Genomic DNA, 23,475 nt, shown 5'->3' with positions numbered 1-23,475 from the left:
ATAGCATCTAGAAAATCAGAGCGAACTGCAAAAAGGAGAGTTATAGAAATGGAAAATACTAATTTAGTTGATCCAGAAGTATATATTGAAAAAGGATATATAGATAGTAACGAAGATGTAGCATTTAAGAGGATTTATGAAGCATGTAATCTATTTGGACATAGATACAAAGGTTACCAAAGGGGCGGAACATATCATCCATATAGAGATGATGTAACCATTTGGTTCCCTAAATTGTATACTAATAATAGTTGGATAAATACTATTTCTACAGATGAAAATACTATATTTGAAAGGCCTTCTAATTCAAGAGAAGTTGAAGAACATATGAATTTACATATTGATAGTAACATTCATAAAAGAATTATATTTGCCCATGAGAAAGATATTCACGGTAGTTTAATGTATCGATTCAAGGGTGAATATGAGATTGATGTCCAGCAGTCATATAAAGAGAAATGTTTAGTGTGGACAAGAATAGCTGAAAGAGTAAACACATTTACATCTAAAAAGTAGTTAGTCCTTAAGGATTGTGTGGCTTACATTTGGATAAACATAAACTGTAGGGTATTTAAATGTAATGTAGGGAGGATCGTTCAAATAATTCTATTTGATTTGGTAAGTATTAAATGATGAATGTGTTAGTAATTAATTCTTCTAAAACAATCCAGGTTTTCAAAGAAACTAGGATTGTTTATCTTATTCCCAGAGAATTAATGTTTTTCAATAATATGTTAGAATTAACAGAAAGTGGAATGCGTAGAATGAGGTAAAGACATTTGATTGCAGTTACTAGTATTCAATATTTAAAAATTATAAAAAATTCAGGACTATTTCTCAAGAAAAATTTAAAACAGATGAACTACCAACAGAACAGTATACAAAAGTAATTGAATTTTTGAATGAAATACTAGAACAAAAATACGATCCGAAGAGTCTTAATAAACAGGCTCAGGGTAACCTTTACCGAGTTAAAACACGTGGCAGAAAAGATTTACGTTTACTAGGTTTCATAGGTAAAGACCATTCTAAGAATGAATCAATGTTTGAAAGGTATAATAAATAAAATAAAAAGTCCATGATAATGGCAGACATAATGAAAACTCTACCTTATTTTAAAATTGTACTTGAATTTTTAAAAGGGTTAAACGAATATTTCAAAGTTAAAAAGCAACAAGTTTTATCTGAACTCGCTATGCAAATTGTACGTAATTCGGTTGGAAAGAATTTAATGAAAGAGTCTGTTGCTGAAGAAAGAACTCGTAATTTATTTGTTTATTTAGAAGAAGTCGGATTAGTAGATGAGGAGTGGAATCTAGTGGTAGAACAACAAATTCGTCCAATGTTGCTAAAAGTTATGAAAGAGTATGTTTCTGAGAGAAATGCCCCATTTAAAGCAAATGAACTAGGCAACTTTGTTAGGAATGATTTAGTTAATGTGTTCAAGAGTCTTTCTATGGTTGATACAGAACAATACACAATTAAGGCTTCAGTAGGTCAAGGAAATTGGGCACAGGTACCCTGGTTAGCAATTATGCATAAAGATATTACCAATACCACTCAAAAGGGGTACTACATTGTTTACCTTTTTAGCGAAGACATGGAACGTCTTTATTTAACGTTAGCACAAGGGGTGGCAGATAATACTAAAGAAACTATTAATCACATTAAACAGGATATAAGAGACAAAGTATTTATTAATCCTAACATACATACTGACAATGAATTGGATTTGGGAACAAGTAGTAAAGCAATTGGTTATAGGGATTCTACGGCTTTGTATATTCCTTATGAAAAAAGTGATTTTCCAAGTGAACAACAATTGAAAGAAGACCTTTCTCATATGATTAATTATTACGAAGAATACATAAGTAAACAGTCAGGACAAGTTATTAACGAGAAACAAAAAGACGTTGATGAAACAGACGAAGAAATAATTAACCATATTCAAAGTTATATTGAGTCAAAAGGGTTCTATTATAAAAAAGATGAAGTTAAGAATTTATTTGTATCACTTAGAACAAAACCTTTTGTAATTTTATCGGGTATATCTGGAACAGGTAAAACAAAAATTATTGAATTGTTTGCTGAAAGCCTAGGCGCAAAAGATGAAAACGATCGATTCAAACTTATTCCTGTACGTCCAGATTGGAGTGATGGCTCAGATTTACTAGGTTACGTAGATATAAAGGGCGATTTTCAAAAAGGGCCCTTAACTTCAGTGATCCAAAAAGCCTCTAATGATAAAGATAATCCGTATTTTGTTGTTCTAGATGAAATGAATCTTGCTAGAGTAGAGTACTATTTTAGTGACTTTTTAAGTGTGATGGAAAGCAGAAAGTGGGAAAACGGTAGAATTATTACTTCAGCTTTATTACCTGAAGAACAATTTCAGGAGCGGCTAACAATTCCACCTAATCTATACATTATTGGAACAGTAAATATGGATGAAACAACACATCCATTTAGTAAAAAAGTATTGGATCGTGCAAACACAATCGAGTTTAATGAGGTAAAGTTGGATCATTTTTCATTTCCAGAAAGTAATGACTCGGGTTCAAAGCTTTTGAATAATGAGAGAATACAGTCACAATTTTTAAACTTAAAGGATGCATATACTAGGCATAAAAGCATTATCCACGAGGTAACAGAAGGACTGATTAAAATTAATGATCTGTTATCTCCAATTCAAGCTCACATTGGATACAGAGTTCGTGATGAGATTTGCTTTTACTTAATTTATAGTAGGTATCTAATGGAATTTGATAAAGCTTTTGACTATCAGTTGCACCAGAAGATATTACCAAGAATTACTGCTACTGAAACACAAGCATTTGACGTTTTGAAGGGTATATATCAGTTTTGCACTAGTCATCAATTTGATGAAGCAGAAGCTGATGATCAAGCAATAGAAATGGAAATCATAAAAAATGCAAGATATCCTAAATCAGCCAAAAAAGTGTATGAGATGTTGAGAAGGGGGCAAACGGATGGTTTCACTTCCTTCTGGATCGGGTAATGAGGACACTGAATTAGTTGTTATCGAGACAGTCGATTTTTATCTATATATAAAGGGTAAACCTTATCATGAACGATATGAGGGTTTACGGTACTACCAAATGATTCAAACAGATGAAACAATGGATTTAAGCGTAAAGGGTGAAGACATAAAATCAATATTAATATACGATCTAAATGAAGGTAAATTAAGCGATCAGACAACGGTTCCACCTATATTTTTTGAGAATAGAGTCTATCAGTTAGTTGTTACACCCAAAAATGAAAAAAATTTATCCTTTTATCATGAACATCCAGGTTTAAGAAAGTCAGTCACTAAAGTTGGGGACCATACCCATCGTTTACTGATGGGGAACTTACATTTTCAAAATGAAGTTGGATTTTCTACATTTGAAATTCATGACGGCAGTAATGATTTGTTGAAAGTAACAATGGAGATATTTCCAATCAAACTGAACTATAAAGAGGACTATAAGAAACTGCTAGATGAGGTTAATGAAGAAGTTTATAACCTTGCTTATCACTTTATAAAAAAGACCTTTTTAGGTGCTACTACTTCCTTTGCTGCTCAGCCCTCTTGGTCTGAATTTTATAGATTATTTGATGCCCATTTTGCTCGTCTAATAAAGTCAATTAACGTAATTGAAAGGCAGCCACACCACCATCTAAAAACGACTTACAGAAAAGTTCGAGGCGATCAACTGAAAAAGGCAGATTCAACTGGACGAAACTACCTGAGAAAGAAGCCACATCTATTTCACGAAGTGCAAAATGGAATCAAACTCGGTGAGCAAAATGTAATGCCAAGCCATGGACTAAATGTAAAAAAACAATTATCGTACAATACACTTGAGAACCAATTTGTGAAATGGATGATGAAACGACTAGTAAATAAATTAGAGGACCTTTCGAATGTTATTCAAAATTCACTCCACCCCTATCAACAAAATAATAATGAGGAATTATTAGCTAAAATTTATAAGATGAAAGCAGAATTGGAGAGAAGACTTAAAACACAGTTTTGGAGACAGATAAAACAGTTAAATCGTTCTGTAATGAGTCTCGTAATCCAAATGGCTCCCGGTTACCGAGATGTGTATCAAATATTTCTAACAGTATCTCGGGGTCTTGTTCTTCATGGTCAACTTTATAATATGTCAGTTAAAGATGTTGCGACCCTTTATGAATATTGGACCTTTATCAAATTAGGACAAATACTCGGATCAAAATATCCAATGATAAGTCAGGATATTATTAAAATTCGAAGAGACGGCTTGTTTGTTCAACTTGATCAATCTGCATCAGCTAAAAGAGTATTTAAGCATCCTGTTACCAATGAAAGGATTACTTTACACTTTCAGAAGCTGGACAAAAATCTCCCAACAGTCGCTCAAAAACCAGATTCCATGTTAAGCATTGAAAAAAAGGGTAAGGGTTATTCTTATCATTACATTTTTGATGCGAAATATCGAGTAGATTTTGCAACTGAAGGAACTTACTATCAAAATAAATATCATCAACCAGGCCCTCTGGAGGAAGATATTAACACGATGCACCGGTATAGAGATGCACTCGTTGTAAAAGAAGAAGGCCCATTTGAGAGATATGCATTTGGTGCATATGTATTATTTCCTTGGTTCGATGAAGAAGCGTATGAAGCCCATGATTTTTATAAAAGTATTAACGATGTAAATATTGGGGGATTTCCTTTCCTTCCTAATAGTACTAGGTTGGTTGAGCAGTTTATAGAAAGGTTAATAGAAAGAAATCCAGAAGAATTACAAAAAGAAGGGATACTTCCTAAAGGCACTCTGGAAGAATGGCAATCATCCTTAGAAGAAAAAGTATTGATAGGCAAAGTAAATAGCAAGGACGTTTATCAGGAATTCCTACAGAATAAAAACTTTAGCATTTCTTTACATTATCTTAAAACCGGCTGGCAGGAAGCAAGATATATTGGACTTTACCTTCCCAAAAAAGAGTTTAATGATCTCGGCGGGATTACCCTTTATGGTGAGATTGACCGGGTGGATATTGGTGATAATGTAGTCTTTCGCATTAATGTGTGGAAGTCGCTTGAAAAAACGATTATACCAGTACATTACGGCATTCAATACTATATGATGACAACTTTGAATAATTTACGTGGTGCTATGGAATTACCCGAGTTGTTCATGAAATCACCAGAAGAAATGAAATTATGGAAGGTTTTGAGAAGGATATCTTCTAAGGTGAAATTAGAATTAAACGATCGATACGTAGATAAGGCTGGTATGGTTAAGAATTTTTCTATAGGTGAAATGAATCTTAAGTTAAAAGAATCTGGAAAGTTAGAGATTACTAAAGGTAAGAAAGTTGAAAGAATTTCAGCCGAAGAATTACTGAAAAATCCATCAACTGTTTTCCGCCATATTGTTGAAATGATTTAATTTATTTTATTTAAGCGAGTGTGTCTCTTTCCTTTCAAATTGGTGGGGACCTTAATGCTGTCGATACCTTTGTTAATTTGGCAACTTAAAATAGTACATTTACCTTAATAGTTGAACATTTAAATATATAATTATGTTTATAAGACTACTTTGATAATAAGTAACTGAACCCCAAAATTGTTGGATAAAATCCGATAGTCTAATATCATGAGTATAGATACTCTATGGTTATTTTACTGAAGATTTTGTATTACAGCATTCCAAAGGAAAATAATTCCAATTAATGATTAACTAATATTTATGTCTCCTTACTTAGTCTCAGGTTATACATTTTTTTGTACACCTTAACTGATAACATGAAATCATACTAAGTAAGGGGGCAATTAAAATGAAGAAATTATTTACTGGATGTTTAACTGCTATTGGGGCAGTTGTCGTTTTAGGTATTATTATAGCACTATTTTCAGGTGGTGATGATTCACCGGATACTGCATCAGGAGATAGCGGTGATGCGAATCAGGAAGAGACTTCTGACAATAATGGGCAGGAAAAGGATAAAAAAGAAGAAGGACAGGTCAAGAAAGCAGGCGTTGGTGAAACAGCTACCGTTGCAAATGTAGGTTTTACAGTTGATAATGTAAAAACTACCGGTGAAATTGACAGTGGAAATGAATTTGTTGAGAATGCTACAACAAGTGGCAAATTTGTTATTCTGGATGTGACGGTTAAAAATGACCAAAAGGAACCACTAACAATTGATTCCAGTTATTTTAAAATCAAGTCAGCTGACGGAACAACATATGAACCTATTACGGATGGTCAGGTTATGATGGCTATGAGCGATAGTATGGGAGACTTTTTCCTGACACAAATAAATCCAGGACTAAGCAAATCAGGAAAAGTTGTCTTTGAAGTATCGAAGGATCTTAAACTAAAAGATTCGGTTCTGCATAGTCAGACAGGATTCTTTGGCACAGAAAGCATAGAGATTAGTCTGAAGTAAAAATTGGATACGGCTACTTCTGTAAGGATGGTTGTAATGAGTGGGATAAACCTAAGTGTGGGTTTATCCCTTTTTATATAGGAACAATTAACAACATTCCTTTACAGTCCGATAATAGAAGTAAATAAATTTTAGGGGAATGATTCGTTTGCTTGGTCTGTTTAAGAAGAAGGAGAAACCTCAATCAAAACCAAAGAAAGAACAAACTAGTAATAAGAAAAATAATGAAGTGGTAGCAGGAAGAAAAGGGGAGATTGGCGAGTATAAGATTGATATTCAGCTGTCACAGCTCCCAAAGGAATACATGTATCTTAATGATATTATGATCAAAAATGCAAAGTCGGCCTCCGGCTATTCACAAATTGACCATCTTGTACTAACGCCATATGGCATTTTTGTTATTGAGACAAAGAATTACCAGGGTACAATATATGGTGGAAGAAATCGAAAACAGTGGCTTATCAATGGGAAGTTTAAAATGATAAACCCGGTCATACAGAACTATGGCCATATTCAAGCGCTTAAAACGCTTGTAGATAAGAGATTTCATTCTAGTTTTATTTCGCTGGTATCATTCACAAAACGCTGTAAGCTTAAAATCGACATGGAATTAAGAGAAATCTCAGCTGATGAGATGGTCATATACGATATTTATCTTACTGAAACAATCAATAGAAAAGTATCGATTGCTAAATTGAAGGATAAAGAGCCATTGTTATCAGAAGGGGATATTCAGCAAGTATACAATATATTATCTAAAGCAAACATTACAGATCCAACGATAAGAGAACAGCATAATAAAAGTTTAAAAGAGAAAAACAGCACGAATAAATCAGCTGCTGCTAAATGTGTTGTCTGCAGTAAACCTGTTTCACAAAAGGTTAAGGATTATTGCATGGCAAATAAAAAGTTCGATGGGAAAGTTTATTGTTATGAACATCAAAGAAGTCGGTAATATATACAGAATAGTGCCTGTCAATCAGAATACTTCCGAGTGACAGGCCCTTCTACGTCCTCGTTCCTTCGTAAATAGTCGTCAACCTCAACCTCGTTGATAATATAATGTTTTGTTCAGAATAATATACTAAGTATAGGGGCTTACAAAATAATCGCCTTGAGAAGTATTGTTTAATCTTATCGTAAATGATGTAATTTAATAGGTGATAATTATGACTCATATAAACAAAGGGGGGAAATTATTATGAGCATAATTAAACAAGAATTAGTATTAACACCCACGACATACAGGCTTCAGATAGGAATCGCTTTGTGTTCAATTATATTTACAATCGGAACCACCTTACAAAATTTTGTCATTGTCAATATATCACTGATTGAAACAATGATGCAGATGGCTGACGCTCCGAATCCAGAAGGACAAGCACCCGGCTTCACCAATGGATTTCGTCTTGTAGGATGCATTTATATAATCGGAAACGCTTTGGGTATTTTAGCATTTAGAGTTAGATCAACAATACTATGGTGGGTTATATTAGTGGTTAATTTTACACAAGGACTTGGCTTTGTAATGATTCCGTCGTCTATGTGGGTTGCTGCTATTAGTGAATATGGTATATGGGGAATTTTGCCGAGTGCAATAACTGATGGCGGGGCAATTATTTTAGCAATCATAATGATTTATACTATGGTTAAATATCGTTCAACTTGGGCCCAGCAGCGACTGGCAGTATAAATTTTGGAAGGTTTCCGACAACTATGGCTTCTTTTACTAAATCGGTTTTAAGCTGCTCTCTTAATTAGAAAAGCAGCTTGTTTTCATTTTACTGATAAGTTATAAGAGAGCTTTGTTGCTACTGTATTTAGCCTTTCGTTCGATCGATTACTTTTTTCCCCTTAAAGTAAACCGTTTTTATCCCTCCTATATCTGTAATGTCCAATCCAGGGACACCTCCAGTAATGAGAAAGTTTGCATCCATTCCCTTTGTTAATCTACCAAACTGGTGCCCTTTCCCCAATATGTCTGCAGGGTTTGCAGTTAATAGCGCTAGAATATCGTTTTCATCATATCCATGTTCTTTTAAAAGTTGCATTGGTGGTTGAGAAACAATCATGAGGGCATCGGGACCTTTTAATTCTTGATCATTGAACGGTAGCCAACTTATGTCTGGATAAGGAGGGAGATATGAATCGGTTGCAATGGATACAGGAATATTTTTTTGGTGTAGTCTTAGTATGTTTTCTGGTGAGTTTGGTTCAAGGTGAGTACCACCCATTGGGGTTGCTACAATTTTCACTTTTTGTTCTTTAACAATATCCATTTGTTCCTCAGTTATCTTATGCGCATGGTGGAGGACATCAATACCTGCATCAAGTGTCATTTGAATTGCATCCTCGCCAGCTACATGAGCACCAATTTGTTTTCCGGATTGATGATAAATTTCAACTATTTTTTCTAATTCTTTCTTGGTGTAAATTATTTCTCCTGCTCGTGGCACATCATTGACTTTAAAATTTGCTGGAGTCGCATTGATAAAAATATTTTCACCGGGATAATCACTATGTTGTGCCATTTGTTTAACAAGGAAGAAATTTGAAAGGTCTTTTTGATCAACGCCAGTCGATTTAGTTACAGATGTGTAGTGTGACAATTTCTCAAACCCAATAGATATACTGGTAGCAGCAAATGAAATGTCTAAAGGGATATCTGTAGTTGTTTCCCGGTAATCATCGATTGAAAAATCACAAAGCGGATGACCACATATTTGTTCACCTAATGCCGTTATACCTGATGATAATGCATGGAGAAGAATCGACTTGGCTGCTAGAAAATGTGTTTCTTTTGTAATTGGATGGAGAGAGGTTGGTGCGAATTCTAGCAAATGGGTGTGGCAATCTACTAGTCCTGGAGTGATCACATAATCCGAGTAATCGACAACTTTAATTCCGGCATATTTTTCACGAAGCTTACCCCAACTACCAATGTCTGCTATTTTTCCGTCTTTAACAACCATCGCACCGTCATTTATGCTACCTAATTGACTAACTGTTACAAGCTTTTTCCCGCAAATGAGATATTCGTTTTTCACAGTTTACACCACCAGAAAAGGAGTTAGGAAATAACCTAGCAGACATGCTGTAGCCACTCGAATAATTATCCCGATAACAGCTGCCATTATCACTTCACGTTCATGTAAGTCAGATGTTTCTGCCCAAGTAGCTGGTACTTGCCCAAAGATAACGGACAATGGCAAGCCTGAATTAGCTAATACAAAGGAACCAACAATTAGACGTGGATCTATTGTTGTAGCTAATTCGGCGAGTTGTGCAACGGCTAACGTAGGTGCTGCTAATATTGAAATGATACCTGTGGTAGGTTCTATGCTTATGATTGTAAGAACTGAAGCTAAACTTAATTCAATTGGATCCCAAACACCGATAAATTTTAATACACCGATAAAGAAAAACACAACAGCGACAGCTGGTATGATAATTAAGAATAATAATTCAGCACCTTCTTTTGCTGATGAAAATATGGTATTCATAAATTTCGTGTTTGGAGTGAATCGTGGAAGATTATCTAACGTTACTTTTTTAGTATCACGGTAAATAGTTCTGGATAAAAGAACTGGAACAATAATTATAGGTATAAAAATAGATAAAATGATAAGTGGAAATCCATTAATACCAAATACAGATAAAGCAATTAAACCTAAAACAAATGTTGCAAAAGATTGGGGAGATTGAACCATCGTTGCTATAGCAATCTTTTGTTCCGACTTGGTTGCATTTGCTTTGACAAGTATTGGTCCAGCAATCTTTCCTGCTGCATTAATGTCACCTAATATATTATAAACACTTGGAACGATGACAGATGGGTTAATTTTGAATACCTTCATAATTGGGACAAAAATGCGGATCAAGCCGTCAGTGAAACCAAGCCGTTCTAACATGCGACCCATAATAACACTCACGATAATCGCAATTCCAACCTCACCGGTTAAGAAAATATCAACTACAACTGGTTTGACCTCTTTAATTACTGTATCAAACAAATTTGCTAAGGAATTAGGTGCTAATAAAAGAAGGGCTAGTGAAATGACAACTAATAAAATACCGATTACCTCATACAAATGCCATTTAGATCGATTGGGAGGAACATGTTTTTGCTGTTGTTCATTACCCATAATTTTTTCCTCCAAGCTATTTTTTATATAGCTTATGAAGGAACTGAAAAATGTGTGTTTGCCTATTTTTAATTTCATCAGACAAGCAACAGAAATAAAAATTTTATATCCATTACTAAGAATTTCAAAATTATAATTGGGCCATAGAAAAGTATCGATTGCTAAATAAAAGCATAAAGAGCCCCCATTATCATAGGCGGATATTCAGCAAGTACCATGCTTGGCATAGTTTTTGTAATAAAAATGTTATCATTTTTATTACAAATTTGATTGGCTTTCAATAGGATCAGTTTTCCGCAAACGGGTCATGTAATTAAACAAGGAAATAAATTGATAGGACTATATCAAGGGAATTTTATACGATAAAATATATTGTGACAGGAACATATGTTTGCTAAAATAAAGTAAAGAACAGAGGAGGAGTTTAATGAGCAATTTAGTGCTTCGAAATGTGATTGAAGATGATCTTCCTATTTTTTTTAAGCATCAGCAGGATAGTGAGGCAAACCAAATGGCCGCCTTTACAAGTAAGAACCCTAATGATTGGAATAGCTTCGCTGAACACTGGAACAAAATACTTACGAATGAGAATATTATTAAGCAAACAATCATTGTTGAGAACACCGTCGTTGGCCATGTAGTACACTTCGAGCAGTTTGGGGAACCAGAAGTAACCTATTGGATTGGAAAGGAATACTGGGGTAAGGGAATTGCAACCAAAGCTTTACGGGAATTTCTAAAACAGGTTACAATTCGTCCACTTTATGCTCGTGCTGCAAAAGACAATACTGGATCCATAAAGGTTTTAAAAAGATGTGGGTTCATGATTTCGGGTGAAGACAGCGGGTATGCAAACGCGCGTGGTAAGGATGTTGAAGAGTTTATTCTCACCCTCAATTAAAGAAATTCAAACTATAGTGTTTATTCCTTTATAGGGCGCTTTTTTTAAAAGAAAAGGCTAATTTCTCAAACGGGCCATATTGAGGAATAAGAAAAAGGATTAATCATAAGTAAATCGAAGTCGTCAGGGGGTATTTGGAGGACATCTAATGATATTTATTATTTTGGAAGGGACACAAGGATTATGAAAATTCGAGGCTATCACGGTGCTGACATTAATAAGATTGTTTCACTTTTTTATGAAACAGTACACTCTATAAACGCACGGGATTATTCACTAGAACAACTTAATGCATGGGCACCTAAAGATGAAATTGAGGTTAAACTGACAAATTGGAAGGAATCTTTAAGTAATAACATCACATATGTTGCTGAAATAAATGATAAAATTGTCGGTTTTAGTGACATGAGTCATAATGGACACTTGGATAGACTTTACATTCATAAGGACTTTCAAGGACAAGGAATAGCTACAACTTTGGTAAATATGCTTGAATCTGAAGCGAGAGAACTACGGATTTCGGAAATTGATACGGAAGCAAGTATTACAGCAAGACCCTTTTTTGAACGTCAGGGATACCAAAATATTAGGTCTCAAACTGTAGAACGTAGAAACATTACATTGATTAATTATAAGATGATCAAAAAATTGGCATCCGAATAACTTGATATCTGGCTTCTTACGCTAACGGGTGCCTTAACGAAAGAATGGGTTATTATTTCGGTAACCCATTTGTTCTAAGAAGTCTTGGAGGTATTGTTTATTCTGATATAATATATTGGATCTATTTTGCGTAAAAAAGGAAAAGGAATTAGGGGGTTATTGCCGAATAATATTATGTATAGATAATATTCGTTAGGAGTGGAAAGTATGGTCCTGGAACAAGAAGTATCAAATGAGGTATATAGGTTAATGGAGTTACATCAGGAATTTGAGAATGGGAAATATGAGGAGATGAATGATCTATATTCTGATGAATTTCAGGGGTGTCTTTACATGCCATCAGTGGGACAGGTAGAAAAATTCAATATTAAGGATATAAAAGAAGGCAATGAAGAGGCCGCTAATCACTTTAAAGGTAAAAAAATACAGTTCATTTTTTCAGGATTAAAAATCTTACCACAACACGAAAATCAGGCAACGGCTTCATATGAAATTACATATAGTGATGATGAAAGTGAAAGAGTGGTTAGAGCCTTGAATCTTGAAGTTTGGCAAAAGGGTTCGGATTATAAATGGAGGATTATCCGTTGGTATCAGGAAAAAGGTGTATAAGGAATGGGAGAAGTCGTAACAAACAATTAAACAAACGGGCGCGCTTATCAAATTGTGCACCCTTCTGAAATGGGCTAGATTGTGGAGTAACTCTTTTATTGCGTAGTAGACTCATTCTGTGTAATAAAGGTCTTCATTATAATTGACTTGTAGCAAAACGATTATATAAAAATAGAGTAAAAATCCATTTTTGCTCTATTTTTATAAACTTGTTATTCCTCTTTAATCTTCCTACTATACAAAAATGTAACTTCATACCTCTTTTGCTTTTTTACTTTTTAACGAGTCCATAATAAATCTGAAAAAAAGTATGTATATAGATGTAGCAAGTAGATAAAAGGCAAATGAATTAAGGAAAGTCCATCCACTAAACTTAAAAACATTAAAAAACACAGCTAACCATTCAAAGCCTAGAGCAAAAAGAGACCAAAAGACGACATATGTAGTAATATATTTACCCTTTGGATCAAACTTGTCAAATAAATATACACATAGTAATGCATAGGGAGAATACATCAAATATGTTACTATGTCTGTTACCTCATATTTCTCAAGGTCATTAAGGTCATATAAATCCAAGGGTGGCGTTGCTATTAGATGGTCCATAATAATAGCAATAGTTACAGTGAACAAAACCATTAAGATAGAAATTACATGAGGATATCGTTTTGGGAGTAACAAAATCAATATGAAACCACAAACAGTGGTAAGGATTATAAACCATTCATTTTCGTTAAACTGTTCTGGCAATGGTAACAATTAGCTCATCTCTTTTCTAAGTATTTTTCTAAAGATGGTTGAGAGGAAGTTTATAATAAGTAAAATGACAACCCACTCTATTATGGAATAAAAAAGATTCCATTTCTCAAAATCATATACATTAAGAAGGTTGGCTAGATATTCAATCCCTATTAAAAGGGGTATTAAAATAAACAGTATAATCCAATTATTCCTGTTATTAGCCCCCTGGGTATTATCTATATACCAAATAATAAGAACAGGAATAAGGAAGACCCTAATAAGTGCCATTGTCCAATAACTAGTTGAACTGCTATTTAAATTGATCATCTCCATGTTCAATACGAAGATGGTCATAAAATTATGATGAATAATGTTAATTACCATCCAAATGAAGAATATTTCAAATAGATGAAGATTCTTTTTGGATACGACATATGTCAGATTTATTATTACTGTTAATGCAAAAAATATTGAAAATGCCATAGATGCTCCTCCACTTATGTGCTTTTAGAAATAGTTTAATCTTTCTATGTTTAAAATATTCTTTATTTAATTAAAGTGGATTGTGCCGAAGATGAACAATTAACAAAACATAGTCATTTGCTACGGAGCACAAAACTACTATGCAATATAAAAGAATTTTCAACAATCAGGCGCTATTGTTGAATTGAATAACGAGAGGGTAATTTTTTCAGTAAAACACTGAAAAATTGCCCTTTTCTTTGACAATAAAGAGAGTAAAAATACTATCTTACTGGTTCCTTGACTTTGGGTGGTAACTAGTGGTAATTCTTGTGGCAGTATCAGGTATAATCAGGTAATCACAGTTGAAGGCAGATAAGCAGCAAAGTTATGAAAGTAGTCCAAAATATTTTCAAAGATTATTCAGTCCACCCTATACAAAACCATTAAAAATCGCAGTTAAAGTAACGATGATTTGGAGAAAGCTCTTTTAAAAGTCAGGTTGAATTATGAACTACCAAACTTGATAAAGCTCTATGAAGAAAATATTCATACTTGACAAGAGATGCTATTCTGTATTACTATATACCAGTAATAAGTAATACTTAATACTTGTGATACAGAGTACTGGATAATATAGTGAAATTACATTAAAAATGAGGGATAAATTTGGATAATAACACAGAAATGATGAAAGGGTTGCTCGAGGGGTGTGTGCTTGAGATCATCAGCCGTGGCGAAACATACGGATATGAAATCACGCAACAGCTGAGAGAACTTGGCTTTACTGATGTTGTTGAAGGCACAGTTTATACGATTACAATAAGGCTCGAGAAAAACAAACTGGTGGACATTGAGAAAAAGAAATCGACTGTGGGACCACCTAGAAAATTTTACAAACTCAACGCAGCAGGTCAAGAGCAAGTTGAAACGTTTTGGGAAAAATGGGATTTCATTTCAAGCAAAATGAACGAACTTAAAACGAAAGAAATCAAAAGGAGTAGATAAAATGAGTTTTATTGAAAAAATTATCGGAAGTCTGGATGACAAGCGGGAATGGAGAGAGATGGAGGCGCGTGCGAAAACACTTCCAAGTGAATACTTTAACGCTTACAAAGCTATCCAAAAATACATGTGGACCACTGGTGGCCTTACCGACTGGAAGGAATCCAGCCAAATCTTTGGTGGCATTCTCGATCTCTTTGAGGAAGGTGCAGCGGATGGTAAGAAAGTCACTGAGCTCACGGGTGAGGACGTGGCCGCTTTTTGTGACGAATTAGTGAAGGACACGAAAACTTGGAAAGACAAATATCGCGAGAATTTAAACAATACGATTGGTCGTGAATAACAGCGAAATCTTAGTGGATTTTGGCCTGGCATCGATATGGAGCAAACCCGAAGTAATCGTTCGGGTTTGCTCCGTTGTTGTTTATTAGCCTGACCAAAAAGATACAATAACGTTTTTATTGCTGTTGGCGATGATTGGAAAAGTCGAACTTATAACTCCAGTCATTATAATACTAACTATTATGATGAATACAAAGAGAACCAAACAAGAATAAAGTCTACACTACCGAGGGCTTGTCTTGAACAGTAAGATAGTTGCACGATTTAGTTTTATTAAAGAAGCAAGACCCAAATAAGTGCCTGGCGATAATGTGTCAGACATTATATTTTTGGGTCTTTTTTATTTTGTTAAGACTAAAAAGTTATTCCTTGTTAAAAAAAATTAAAGTTTGCCGAAATAATAAGAGGATAGGAAAAGTATTCTTGAATTACCAATTTATTTAGAATAATTATTGCAGGAGGAAACGTAATGAAAAAATTGAAATTAATAATCTTTGCTATTTTGGTGGTGTTTTTCATTTTTCCGGTGAATAGCTTGGAGGCAGAAGAACTGAAGACATATGACAAACTAACCTTGGTAGATGAAGATTACCAAAATGATTCACTACTTCGAGTATACAAAGATAAAGATGGGAATGTCGTTTTTCATTCTATTTTTATTCAACCGGAGTTAAGTGACACCATTAAGGCAAGCGAGGACCAAGTTTTGACAGCCAAAAAATTATTGCTTGCATTTTATATGAAGTTCGATTTAACCAATAAAATGAATGAATTATTACATAAGTCCTTTCCTAAATCCAATCCTAGAACCGATATGGAAGTAAAAACAATTGAAATTTCCCCCGACTATTTGGATAGGTTGGAAGAAACAGAATCAATATCACTTGCATATGCGAAAGATCAAAAAGCAAAATTTGAACAGTTAAGTGAAGCAGAGCAAGAAGCACAAAAAGGGTATACCTTTTATTATTACGATTACGGTGAGGAATATTTGGGAACAACGGAGGAGTATATAAGGCGTTTAGATGTTGAAATTAAGGAAAGTACAGATCATTCGATTACGATAAGTTGGACTGCGAATAACACAAACGTTCCAGACGGAATTCTTTATATGTACGTATCCCTTGATTCAAAATGGAGTGAATGTTTTCCAATAGGCGCTGTTTCCCCTTGTAGAATTAAAGTGGACGGAGAACAGCAATTTACGCTGGATAATTTAGAACCTTCAACCACATACAAAATCAGAATTGGGGGAGGCGTATTTTCGGAAGATTCAACTGCATCTAAGTCCGTTGAAGCAACAACAGAACCAGAAAGTAATAATGAAAAAGAGAAATCTAAGGGAGACGATGTTTCTCTAAAAAATCATATTACTGTTGATCCAAACATTACGAAGAATACGGCAAAACTTCCAATGAATGTAATTGATTTACTTGCAAACGAAGGATTATTAACCGTCAACTTGGAAAAAATGTTTAATATAGAGAACTCAACTATTCAATTTAGTCCAGAAGAAATGGATGAATTGTTACAACGTAAAGCAACCATCCAGCTTGATCATAGTGAGGTTGAACTTTCCGTACCGTCTAACGTATTACAAAATTCAAAAGTCACAAAAATAAACTTGGATAAATTGGAAGCTGTTAATGGTGCTCTTAGCGCTGTATTTGACTTTAGTATTACCCAGGGGAATAAACTTGTCAGTCAATTTGACCAACCAATTACACTCCGTTTCCCAGTAGATCAAGAATTGGTAAAGGACACGAATAATTTAGCAATTTACTTCCTTAATGAAGAAACTAATGAGTGGGAAAAAATCGGTGGAACTTACGAAGATGGAAATGTAATCGCCACAGTTAATCATTTCAGTACATATACTGTCTTTGAAGAATCTGTAGAAGAAACTACATCTAACGAAGACTCTACTATTAATGATAGTGGTGTAACTGGGAAAAAACTACCAAATACTGCATCAAATGCTATGAACTTCCTAATGCTTGGATTGTTATTCAGCCTTCTAGCTATTGCTTTGGTCGTTTATCAGAAAAAAAGAGGAAGAGCTTAAAAATTTTTAATTCCCCTCCTACCTTTAGGAGGGGATTAGTTCAGTTAAAGATGTAAATATCATAACAGGAGTTGGAAAATGTTATGTCAGTAAAGAAAAAGAAGGTCAGCATAATTGTAATTGTATCTATCCTATCTACTTTAGGTGGGATTTTCTTGCTATACGGATCGTGGCTAATGGTAGACAGTAAAATTTCACAGGACAAAGCACATGAAATTGCAAAATCGAAAGTGGTATCTAGCTCAGCACAAGTGATTACTAAAAAGGCAACTCCTAAATCCTATCAATTTGAAAAAGGAGAAATTTTTGGTGTTTTACACATACCTAGCATAAAGGCGGAGCTTCCAATAATAGAAGGTACGGGGGAGGAAGAACTTAAACAAGGGGTCGGGCATTTTATCGGTTCTTCTTACCCAATGCAAAATAATCAAATTGTTCTGTCAGGTCACCGAAACACAGTGTTTCAAAATTTAGGTGATCTTGTTATTGGCGATTATATAGTTGTTGAAATGCTTGACGGAGAGTATAAGTATGAAATTAAATATACGGAAATTGTAGATGCAGATGATCGTACAGTGATTCGTTCGACAGCACCAAATGAAATACTTACGTTAACAACTTGTTATCCATTTAGCTATATAGGAAATGCTCCTAAGAGATATATAGTTTATGCCGAACCAGTTTTTGTAGAGCAATCTGGTGAGAGAGGTTAATGTTATTTATAGAACTTTAACCTCTCTTACAATAGATTAGATCCGTGCATACCATTTTGGCGGAAGATGGTTCTTCAAAAGCAAGCCGTTTTGGTAATAGTATTCTGTTAAGGCTGTTCAAGGCCAAAGCAAACGATGCTTCCATTGCTCACCGTTACGCTTATATTGCACCCGCATATGCTTGCGTTCCGGATCCCCTTGCCAGAATTCGATTTCATCAGCAAGGACAGCAAAAAGCTTCCAGTTGGGGCTTATTGTTTTAGGGGTTTGATTTACCAAGTCTTTCGTTTTTAACAGTTCACTCTCTAAATCTTCTCGTTTATCCAATGTTTTACTCTGATTTCCGATTAGTGCCATTGCCTGAGCTGCACTCGACCTCTTCAAAAAATCCTCCGTGTTTCTCTCTTTTGTCATTTCGGAAGCGACTCCACGTATTCGAACCTGCCTGCCTATTTCAGACCAATAAAAAGTTAAGGCGACTTTCTGGTTTACGTGCAGCTGCTCTCCTTTTCGACTTGCCAGTGATGTTGCAAAATACCACCTGTCACGGGTTACATCTTTCAAAATTAATACTCTGGCGTCGGGAGCTCCTTCCGCATCGACAGTTGATAGTGTCATTGCATGAGGTTCGTTAACACCTTCTTCAATGGCCGTGTTCAGCCATTGCAAAAACAAATCTGACGGGTTGTTCGTTATCTCATTTGGATGAAATTCTGGTAACGGACCGGCCAATGACTTTAAATTGCTTAATAAATCCCTTGCTTGCTTCATAATCCTGCTCCTTTCATTATGAATCTAGCATCTTATTTTTAATATAAAAGAATTATTATCTTGAATCAACTTTATCATTATTTTAAAGGTGGATAGCAGCAGTATTGCTAATGTTTCTTATGTAATCAAAAATAAGAACCCTAATCTGCAGCAATACGTCCAGATTATTGAGCAATCGAGAAGAAATTCATAGCAATAGTATGTGATAGACTTAAGAAAACATAAGGAAGTAATAAGTTTAATCCATCTATAAATGAATGCGTTAACAGGCGCAATCCTGGAGTAAGAGGTATGGTTTAATTATCGATATTTGCAGTAACTACAAAAGAGTGAAATCAAAAAGAAAGATAACTAATAAAATTAATGGAGGGACCAAAATGTTAAACCAAGTTGAAATAACCCATACTTTCAATGCTTCACGAGAACTGGTGTTTAAGTCATTTACCGAATCAGAACATTTACAGAACTGGTGGGGGCCGAAAGAGTGGACGTTTCATGTTGCAAAAGCAGATTTTCGTCCGGGAGGTGTCTTCCATTACAGCCAGAACCCTGCTGATGGCGATGTAATGTGGGTTAAATTTATATACAATGAAATGATTACACCAGAGAGAGTCGTTTACACCAGTTATTTTTCTGATGAGGAAGGAAATATTGTGCGTGCACCTTTTAACGAAAACTGGCCATTGGAAACATTGAATACACTGACGTTCACTGAAAATGGGGGTAAAACAACCCTTACAGCAATAGTGGCTCCTGCTACATCAGCAACTGAAGAGGAACTGAAAACCTTTGGAGAATCACAAGTTATGGTTCATGAAGGATTTTTAGGCACCTTTAATCAATTAGAAGATTATTTATCAAAGGAATCAAAATAATCCGGACCATGCAAGAAAATCACCGACTAAATTAGCGGTGGTTTTCTTTTTGAGGTGGAGAAAATAATTGATTTAATTTCAGGCTTACACAAACGGGGGCAAATCAGGAATAAGTGCTTGCGTCTAAATTTTATATAAGGGCATTTTTGTTAAGAAAAAGGATTTTAAAGCAACGAAAAGAATTAATATATGAATGCAATCAGAAAGGAGTATATTTTATGAGTGAGGATATTAGCGTAAATCTTCCCAAGATTGTCACGCATGATGAATGGCTTGCGGCTCGTCAGAAGTTATTAACAAAGGAGAAGGGGATTATTCGTAAGCAGGATGAGTTGAGTGCTGAGCGTCGCAGGATGCCTATGGTTGAAATCGATAAAAATTATATTTTTGAAGGACGAAATGGCGAAGTAAGTTTACTTGATTTATTTAAGGAGTGTCGCCAGCTTATTGTATATCACTTTATGTTTGATCCGACTTGGGATGAGGGTTGCGAGGGTTGCTCCATGATTGTTGATAGTATGGGACACCTTTCTCATCTGTATGCTCGTGGTACTTCTTTAGTTTTGGTGTCCCAGGCACCTTTGAGCAAAATCGAACACTTTAAAGAACGTATGGGTTGGGGGATACCGTGGTTTTCTTCTTTTGAAAGCGAATTTAATTACGATTTTGAGGCCACATCAAAGGATGGTGCACAGCTTCAACACCAGGGCTTGAGTGTTTTTCTGCGTGATGGAGACCGTGTCTTCCACACGTATTCTACGTATTTACGAGGTCTCGATACACTCTTAAGTCCTTTTAACTACCTTGACCTAACACCATTTGGCCGACAAGAAACTTGGGAAAACTCGCCCCAAGGCTGGCCGCAATCTCCCCCATATGAATGGTGGCGTCTCCATGATGCTTACGATTACACTGAAATTCCAGGTTCATGTTGTCATTCAAGAAGCATCACTCGTAAATAGTTGTATTTTCGGTTTAGTGCAACAAGGTATTTATTCAAGTGGAACAAATAAACCTTATTTTAAAAGTGAAAGATAACGGTTAAGGCATTAAGGAAGAAGATTTACCATACATTTTCAATTCATTTTTTCGTGGCGAAAACTATATCTGGATTTTAGTTTAATAGAGCAACAGAACGACGGAATACTGACTGGGAGGGTAAACGATGGGTCTCGGAAATGAGTATTTAAAAGTTGTTCAAGAACGGTTTAAAAGTGTCAAAGATCTTGGGGATAGAACAATAAGTCAATTGTCAAATGACGATATTCACTGGAATTTAAATGATGCTTCAAATAGTGTCGCTGTTATAGCTAAACACTTAAGTGGTAATATGGTGTCCAGATGGTCTGATTTTTTAACATCGGATGGAGAAAAGTCATACAGGAACCGTGATCAGGAATTTGAGAATGATATATCGTCAAAACAGGAATTGATAACAGTTTGGGAAAAGGGTTGGAATACTGTTTTTGAAACATTAAATGGGTTAGAGGGTCAGGATCTCTTGAAAAGTGTGTTCATTCGTGGTGAAAGTCATACGGCATTAGAGGCAATTGAAAGGCAAATGGCGCACTATGCCTATCATATTGGGCAAATCGTTTATATTGGGAAACAAATAAAAGGTGAGAATTGGGAAACGCTCAGTATCCCTAAAGGAAAATCAGAAGAATATTTACAACAAATGCTGAAAAGAAATCAGAAATAAAAAAGGGTTAGCCCTTATTTTCACGAATAGGATTATGAAGTATTCTAGTAATAATAATTAGGGAAAGGAGATTAAACATGGATGTAAGATTTCCAATTGGGGAATTACAAGTTCCCAAAAAGGTAACGTTAGAAAATATTCAAGAATGGCTAAAGGAAATCGAAACTTACACGATTCGATTAACAGAAACTGTTGATTCATTAAGCGATGAGGAACTAAGCAGAACATATCGCGATGGTAGCTGGACAGTTCGTCAACTTGTTCATCATATTGCTGACTCTCAGTTGAACATGTATCAACGTTTGAAGCTAGCTTTAACAGATGAGAATCCAACAGTACCAGCTTTTGATCAAGAAAAGTGGGCTATTCAACCGGATACAGAGCTACCCGTAGAAAGTTCTATTAAAATGCTGGAAGGTATAAATGAGCGCATCGTATCTTTAGGATCCAGTTTAACGGAAGACCAATTAGATCATGTTTTTACTCACCCGAATAACGGTGAAATAACAGTTGCAGCAAAAGTTGCAAAATTAGCTTGGCATGAAGAGCACCACTTAACCCATATTAAAATCGCATTATCAAAATAGCAAACTATTTATGGAATTGGCTTATCGAACTTCGGTAAGCCAATTTATTTAATAAGGAATAATTATAGAAGTCTTATTCAACTAAAGGCGTGATAATAGTAAAGATTTTAAAATATCACGTTTGCTCGTTTCCGATGTCACAAATCAGGGTCTTACATTGTTATATGTATGAAACTTAAAAAGGAGCTGAGTAATAATGGACGACTTGACATGTATAATTATCGGAGGCGGTTATGCAGGGCTTAAAGCACTCAAACAAATACAGGAAACAACCCGGGACATGGCAAACGGACGGCGGATTCGGTTTGTACTGGTCGACAAGCAGCCCGGACATCTGCGCAAATTGAGGTTATTTCGGCCAACTACGGTCGAGGAAGAAATTATGATTCCTTGGAATGATTTAAATTTAGGTGAATTTGAATTTGTGCAAGGTACAGTTACATCTGTGGATAGTGAAGAAAAGTGGTTTCAATATGTGGATGTGCAAGGAAATGATGCCCAAATTCATTATGACCTTTTAGTCGTGGCTGTTGGCAGCACCGTTCGGCGACCAGATACCGACCAAGGTGGGATTGCCTTGACTGATCAACAATCCGCGGCAGACATCCGGGAGCGCTGGCATGTCAATTTACGAAAGGCTGCTGACGAGACGAATCCTGAAGAACAAAAGCGACTAATGACAATCGCGGTTGCTGGAGCGGGTATCAGTGGCATCGAGACGTCTGCAGAGCTAGCACTCTCTATGCAGAAGGAAGCAGCTGCGCTAGGACTGAATTCGTCCAACGTTTCCGTATATTTGCTGAATTCACAGGAACAACTGCTCCCAGGAGTGTCGGAGAAATTTAGGCGGAAGTTGGATCAGGAGCTCAACAAATGTGGAGTGACCGCACTTTACAATCGTAAAGCGATACGGGAGGAAACAGGAGAGGTGACCCTAAATAATGGCGATTCACTGAAAGTTGGTCTATTGATATGGATGATTGGTCTGTTACCGAATCCAGCCCTGCGCGGTATGGGCTTACCAATTACACCTGATGGTCAGGTGCTGGTAGATGAATGTTATCGTGTACAAGGGGCGCCGGGGGTATACAGCATTGGCGACTGTGCGAGAATCGTCGATCCGAAAACAGATAAGGCGGAACAGAAGACGTGCTTTGAAGCTGGAATACAAGGGATTCGACTGGGAAAGATCGTGAGTGCCGATTTGGAGGGTCAACTTGCACCGATCCATAAAGCATCGAAATCAAATATGGATGTCTATAATATTGGTCTGGGTCAAAAAGGTGTGTTTTGGATACGCAAATGGGGAATTGATATGGTGATGACAGGAAAGACTCCTGGGAAGCTCAAAAAGCTGGTAGAGGATAAAGCCAGTTACCTTCGATAGAAATAAAGTGTCCAAGATGCAATAGTTATAACTCTCAAGACAGGAGGGACAGTG

At 35.6% G+C, this 23,475-nt stretch carries 22 protein-coding genes; 18 read left to right on the top strand and 4 right to left on the bottom strand.

Annotated features, from left to right (window positions below; genetic code table 11):
* Nucleotides 1–48: 48 nt before the first annotated feature.
* The 6 genes from J2Z82_RS00215 (at nt 49) to J2Z82_RS00190 (ending at nt 8,143) form a co-directional block, all read left to right on the top strand.
* Nucleotides 49–516 (top strand): hypothetical protein, encoded by a 468-nt coding sequence (locus tag J2Z82_RS00215; RefSeq protein WP_209478791.1) that lies wholly within the window; start codon nt 49–51, stop codon nt 514–516.
* A gap of 568 nt (nt 517–1,084) precedes the next feature.
* Nucleotides 1,085–3,019 (top strand): McrB family protein, encoded by a 1,935-nt coding sequence (locus J2Z82_RS00210; protein WP_245250975.1) that lies wholly within the window; start codon nt 1,085–1,087, stop codon nt 3,017–3,019.
* Nucleotides 2,991–5,447: a restriction endonuclease-like protein gene (locus J2Z82_RS00205; RefSeq protein ID WP_209478790.1), complete on the top strand. Its 2,457-nt coding sequence runs from the start codon at nt 2,991–2,993 to the stop codon at nt 5,445–5,447. The genes J2Z82_RS00210 and J2Z82_RS00205 overlap by 29 nt, the downstream gene beginning before the upstream one ends.
* Before the next feature lie 388 nt (nt 5,448–5,835).
* Nucleotides 5,836–6,450 (top strand): DUF4352 domain-containing protein, encoded by a 615-nt coding sequence (locus J2Z82_RS00200; protein WP_209478789.1) that lies wholly within the window; start codon nt 5,836–5,838, stop codon nt 6,448–6,450.
* 139 nt (nt 6,451–6,589) lie between these two features.
* Nucleotides 6,590–7,405 (top strand): nuclease-related domain-containing protein, encoded by an 816-nt coding sequence (locus J2Z82_RS00195; RefSeq protein ID WP_209478788.1) that lies wholly within the window; start codon nt 6,590–6,592, stop codon nt 7,403–7,405.
* A gap of 246 nt (nt 7,406–7,651) precedes the next feature.
* Nucleotides 7,652–8,143, top strand: a complete 492-nt coding sequence (locus J2Z82_RS00190; RefSeq protein ID WP_209478787.1) for a hypothetical protein — start codon at nt 7,652–7,654, stop codon at nt 8,141–8,143.
* A 127-nt stretch (nt 8,144–8,270) separates the two neighbouring features.
* On the opposite strand, the gene J2Z82_RS00185 is transcribed toward J2Z82_RS00190, so the two are convergent.
* On the bottom strand, nt 8,271–9,497 hold the full coding sequence (locus J2Z82_RS00185; RefSeq protein ID WP_209478786.1) for an amidohydrolase family protein: 1,227 nt from the start codon (nt 9,495–9,497) through the stop codon (nt 8,271–8,273).
* Between the two features lie 3 nt (nt 9,498–9,500).
* Complete coding sequence (locus J2Z82_RS00180; RefSeq protein ID WP_245250974.1) at nt 9,501–10,595, bottom strand: hypothetical protein; 1,095 nt, start codon at nt 10,593–10,595, stop codon at nt 9,501–9,503.
* A 427-nt stretch (nt 10,596–11,022) separates the two neighbouring features.
* Between J2Z82_RS00180 and J2Z82_RS00175 the strand changes: the two genes are divergently transcribed.
* From J2Z82_RS00175 to J2Z82_RS00165, 3 genes are all read left to right on the top strand, one after another.
* A complete protein-coding gene (locus J2Z82_RS00175) occupies nt 11,023–11,496 on the top strand; it encodes a GNAT family N-acetyltransferase (protein ID WP_209478785.1) in 474 nt (157 codons plus the stop codon).
* A gap of 183 nt (nt 11,497–11,679) precedes the next feature.
* Nucleotides 11,680–12,159 (top strand): GNAT family N-acetyltransferase, encoded by a 480-nt coding sequence (locus tag J2Z82_RS00170; RefSeq protein WP_209478784.1) that lies wholly within the window; start codon nt 11,680–11,682, stop codon nt 12,157–12,159.
* A gap of 207 nt (nt 12,160–12,366) precedes the next feature.
* On the top strand, nt 12,367–12,771 hold the full coding sequence (locus tag J2Z82_RS00165; RefSeq protein ID WP_209478783.1) for a hypothetical protein: 405 nt from the start codon (nt 12,367–12,369) through the stop codon (nt 12,769–12,771).
* 252 nt (nt 12,772–13,023) lie between these two features.
* Here J2Z82_RS00165 and J2Z82_RS00160 read toward each other — a convergent pair whose 3' ends face one another.
* The gene (locus tag J2Z82_RS00160) at nt 13,024–13,530 is read right to left on the bottom strand and encodes a hypothetical protein (protein ID WP_209478782.1); all 507 of its coding nucleotides are present in this window, start codon (nt 13,528–13,530) and stop codon (nt 13,024–13,026) included.
* A 1,113-nt stretch (nt 13,531–14,643) separates the two neighbouring features.
* Between J2Z82_RS00160 and J2Z82_RS00155 the strand changes: the two genes are divergently transcribed.
* From J2Z82_RS00155 to J2Z82_RS00140, 4 genes are all read left to right on the top strand, one after another.
* On the top strand, nt 14,644–14,982 hold the full coding sequence (locus J2Z82_RS00155; RefSeq protein ID WP_209478781.1) for a PadR family transcriptional regulator: 339 nt from the start codon (nt 14,644–14,646) through the stop codon (nt 14,980–14,982).
* A 1-nt stretch (nt 14,983) separates the two neighbouring features.
* Complete coding sequence (locus J2Z82_RS00150; protein WP_209478780.1) at nt 14,984–15,322, top strand: DUF1048 domain-containing protein; 339 nt, start codon at nt 14,984–14,986, stop codon at nt 15,320–15,322.
* Nucleotides 15,323–15,790: 468 nt separating this feature from the next.
* Nucleotides 15,791–17,386 (top strand): fibronectin type III domain-containing protein, encoded by a 1,596-nt coding sequence (locus J2Z82_RS00145; protein ID WP_209478779.1) that lies wholly within the window; start codon nt 15,791–15,793, stop codon nt 17,384–17,386.
* 83 nt (nt 17,387–17,469) lie between these two features.
* A complete protein-coding gene (locus J2Z82_RS00140; RefSeq protein WP_209478778.1) occupies nt 17,470–18,099 on the top strand; it encodes a class D sortase in 630 nt (209 codons plus the stop codon).
* 117 nt (nt 18,100–18,216) lie between these two features.
* Here the strand turns inward: J2Z82_RS00140 and J2Z82_RS00135 are convergent, their stop codons facing one another.
* Nucleotides 18,217–18,870 (bottom strand): pyridoxine/pyridoxamine 5'-phosphate oxidase, encoded by a 654-nt coding sequence (locus J2Z82_RS00135; RefSeq protein WP_209478777.1) that lies wholly within the window; start codon nt 18,868–18,870, stop codon nt 18,217–18,219.
* A 377-nt stretch (nt 18,871–19,247) separates the two neighbouring features.
* Between J2Z82_RS00135 and J2Z82_RS00130 the strand changes: the two genes are divergently transcribed.
* The 5 genes from J2Z82_RS00130 (at nt 19,248) to J2Z82_RS00110 (ending at nt 23,421) form a co-directional block, all read left to right on the top strand.
* The gene (locus J2Z82_RS00130) at nt 19,248–19,745 is read left to right on the top strand and encodes an SRPBCC domain-containing protein (RefSeq protein WP_209478776.1); all 498 of its coding nucleotides are present in this window, start codon (nt 19,248–19,250) and stop codon (nt 19,743–19,745) included.
* Nucleotides 19,746–19,963: 218 nt separating this feature from the next.
* Entirely contained in the window at nt 19,964–20,707 is a 744-nt protein-coding gene (locus J2Z82_RS00125) for a DUF899 domain-containing protein (protein WP_209478775.1), read from the top strand.
* A gap of 203 nt (nt 20,708–20,910) precedes the next feature.
* Complete coding sequence (locus J2Z82_RS00120; RefSeq protein ID WP_209478774.1) at nt 20,911–21,447, top strand: DUF1572 domain-containing protein; 537 nt, start codon at nt 20,911–20,913, stop codon at nt 21,445–21,447.
* Nucleotides 21,448–21,524: 77 nt separating this feature from the next.
* Nucleotides 21,525–22,034 carry a YfiT family bacillithiol transferase gene (locus J2Z82_RS00115; protein ID WP_209478773.1) on the top strand — a complete coding sequence of 170 codons (510 nt, stop codon included), beginning with the start codon at nt 21,525–21,527 and terminating at the stop codon, nt 22,032–22,034.
* Between the two features lie 196 nt (nt 22,035–22,230).
* The gene (locus J2Z82_RS00110) at nt 22,231–23,421 is read left to right on the top strand and encodes an NAD(P)/FAD-dependent oxidoreductase (protein WP_209478772.1); all 1,191 of its coding nucleotides are present in this window, start codon (nt 22,231–22,233) and stop codon (nt 23,419–23,421) included.
* Nucleotides 23,422–23,475 lie beyond the last annotated feature (54 nt).

Source organism: Virgibacillus litoralis (assembly GCF_017873675.1).
GTDB lineage: Bacteria > Bacillota > Bacilli > Bacillales > Amphibacillaceae > Lentibacillus > Lentibacillus litoralis.
Note: the sequence above shows the minus strand (reverse complement) of the source record. Positions and strands in the feature narration are given on the sequence as shown.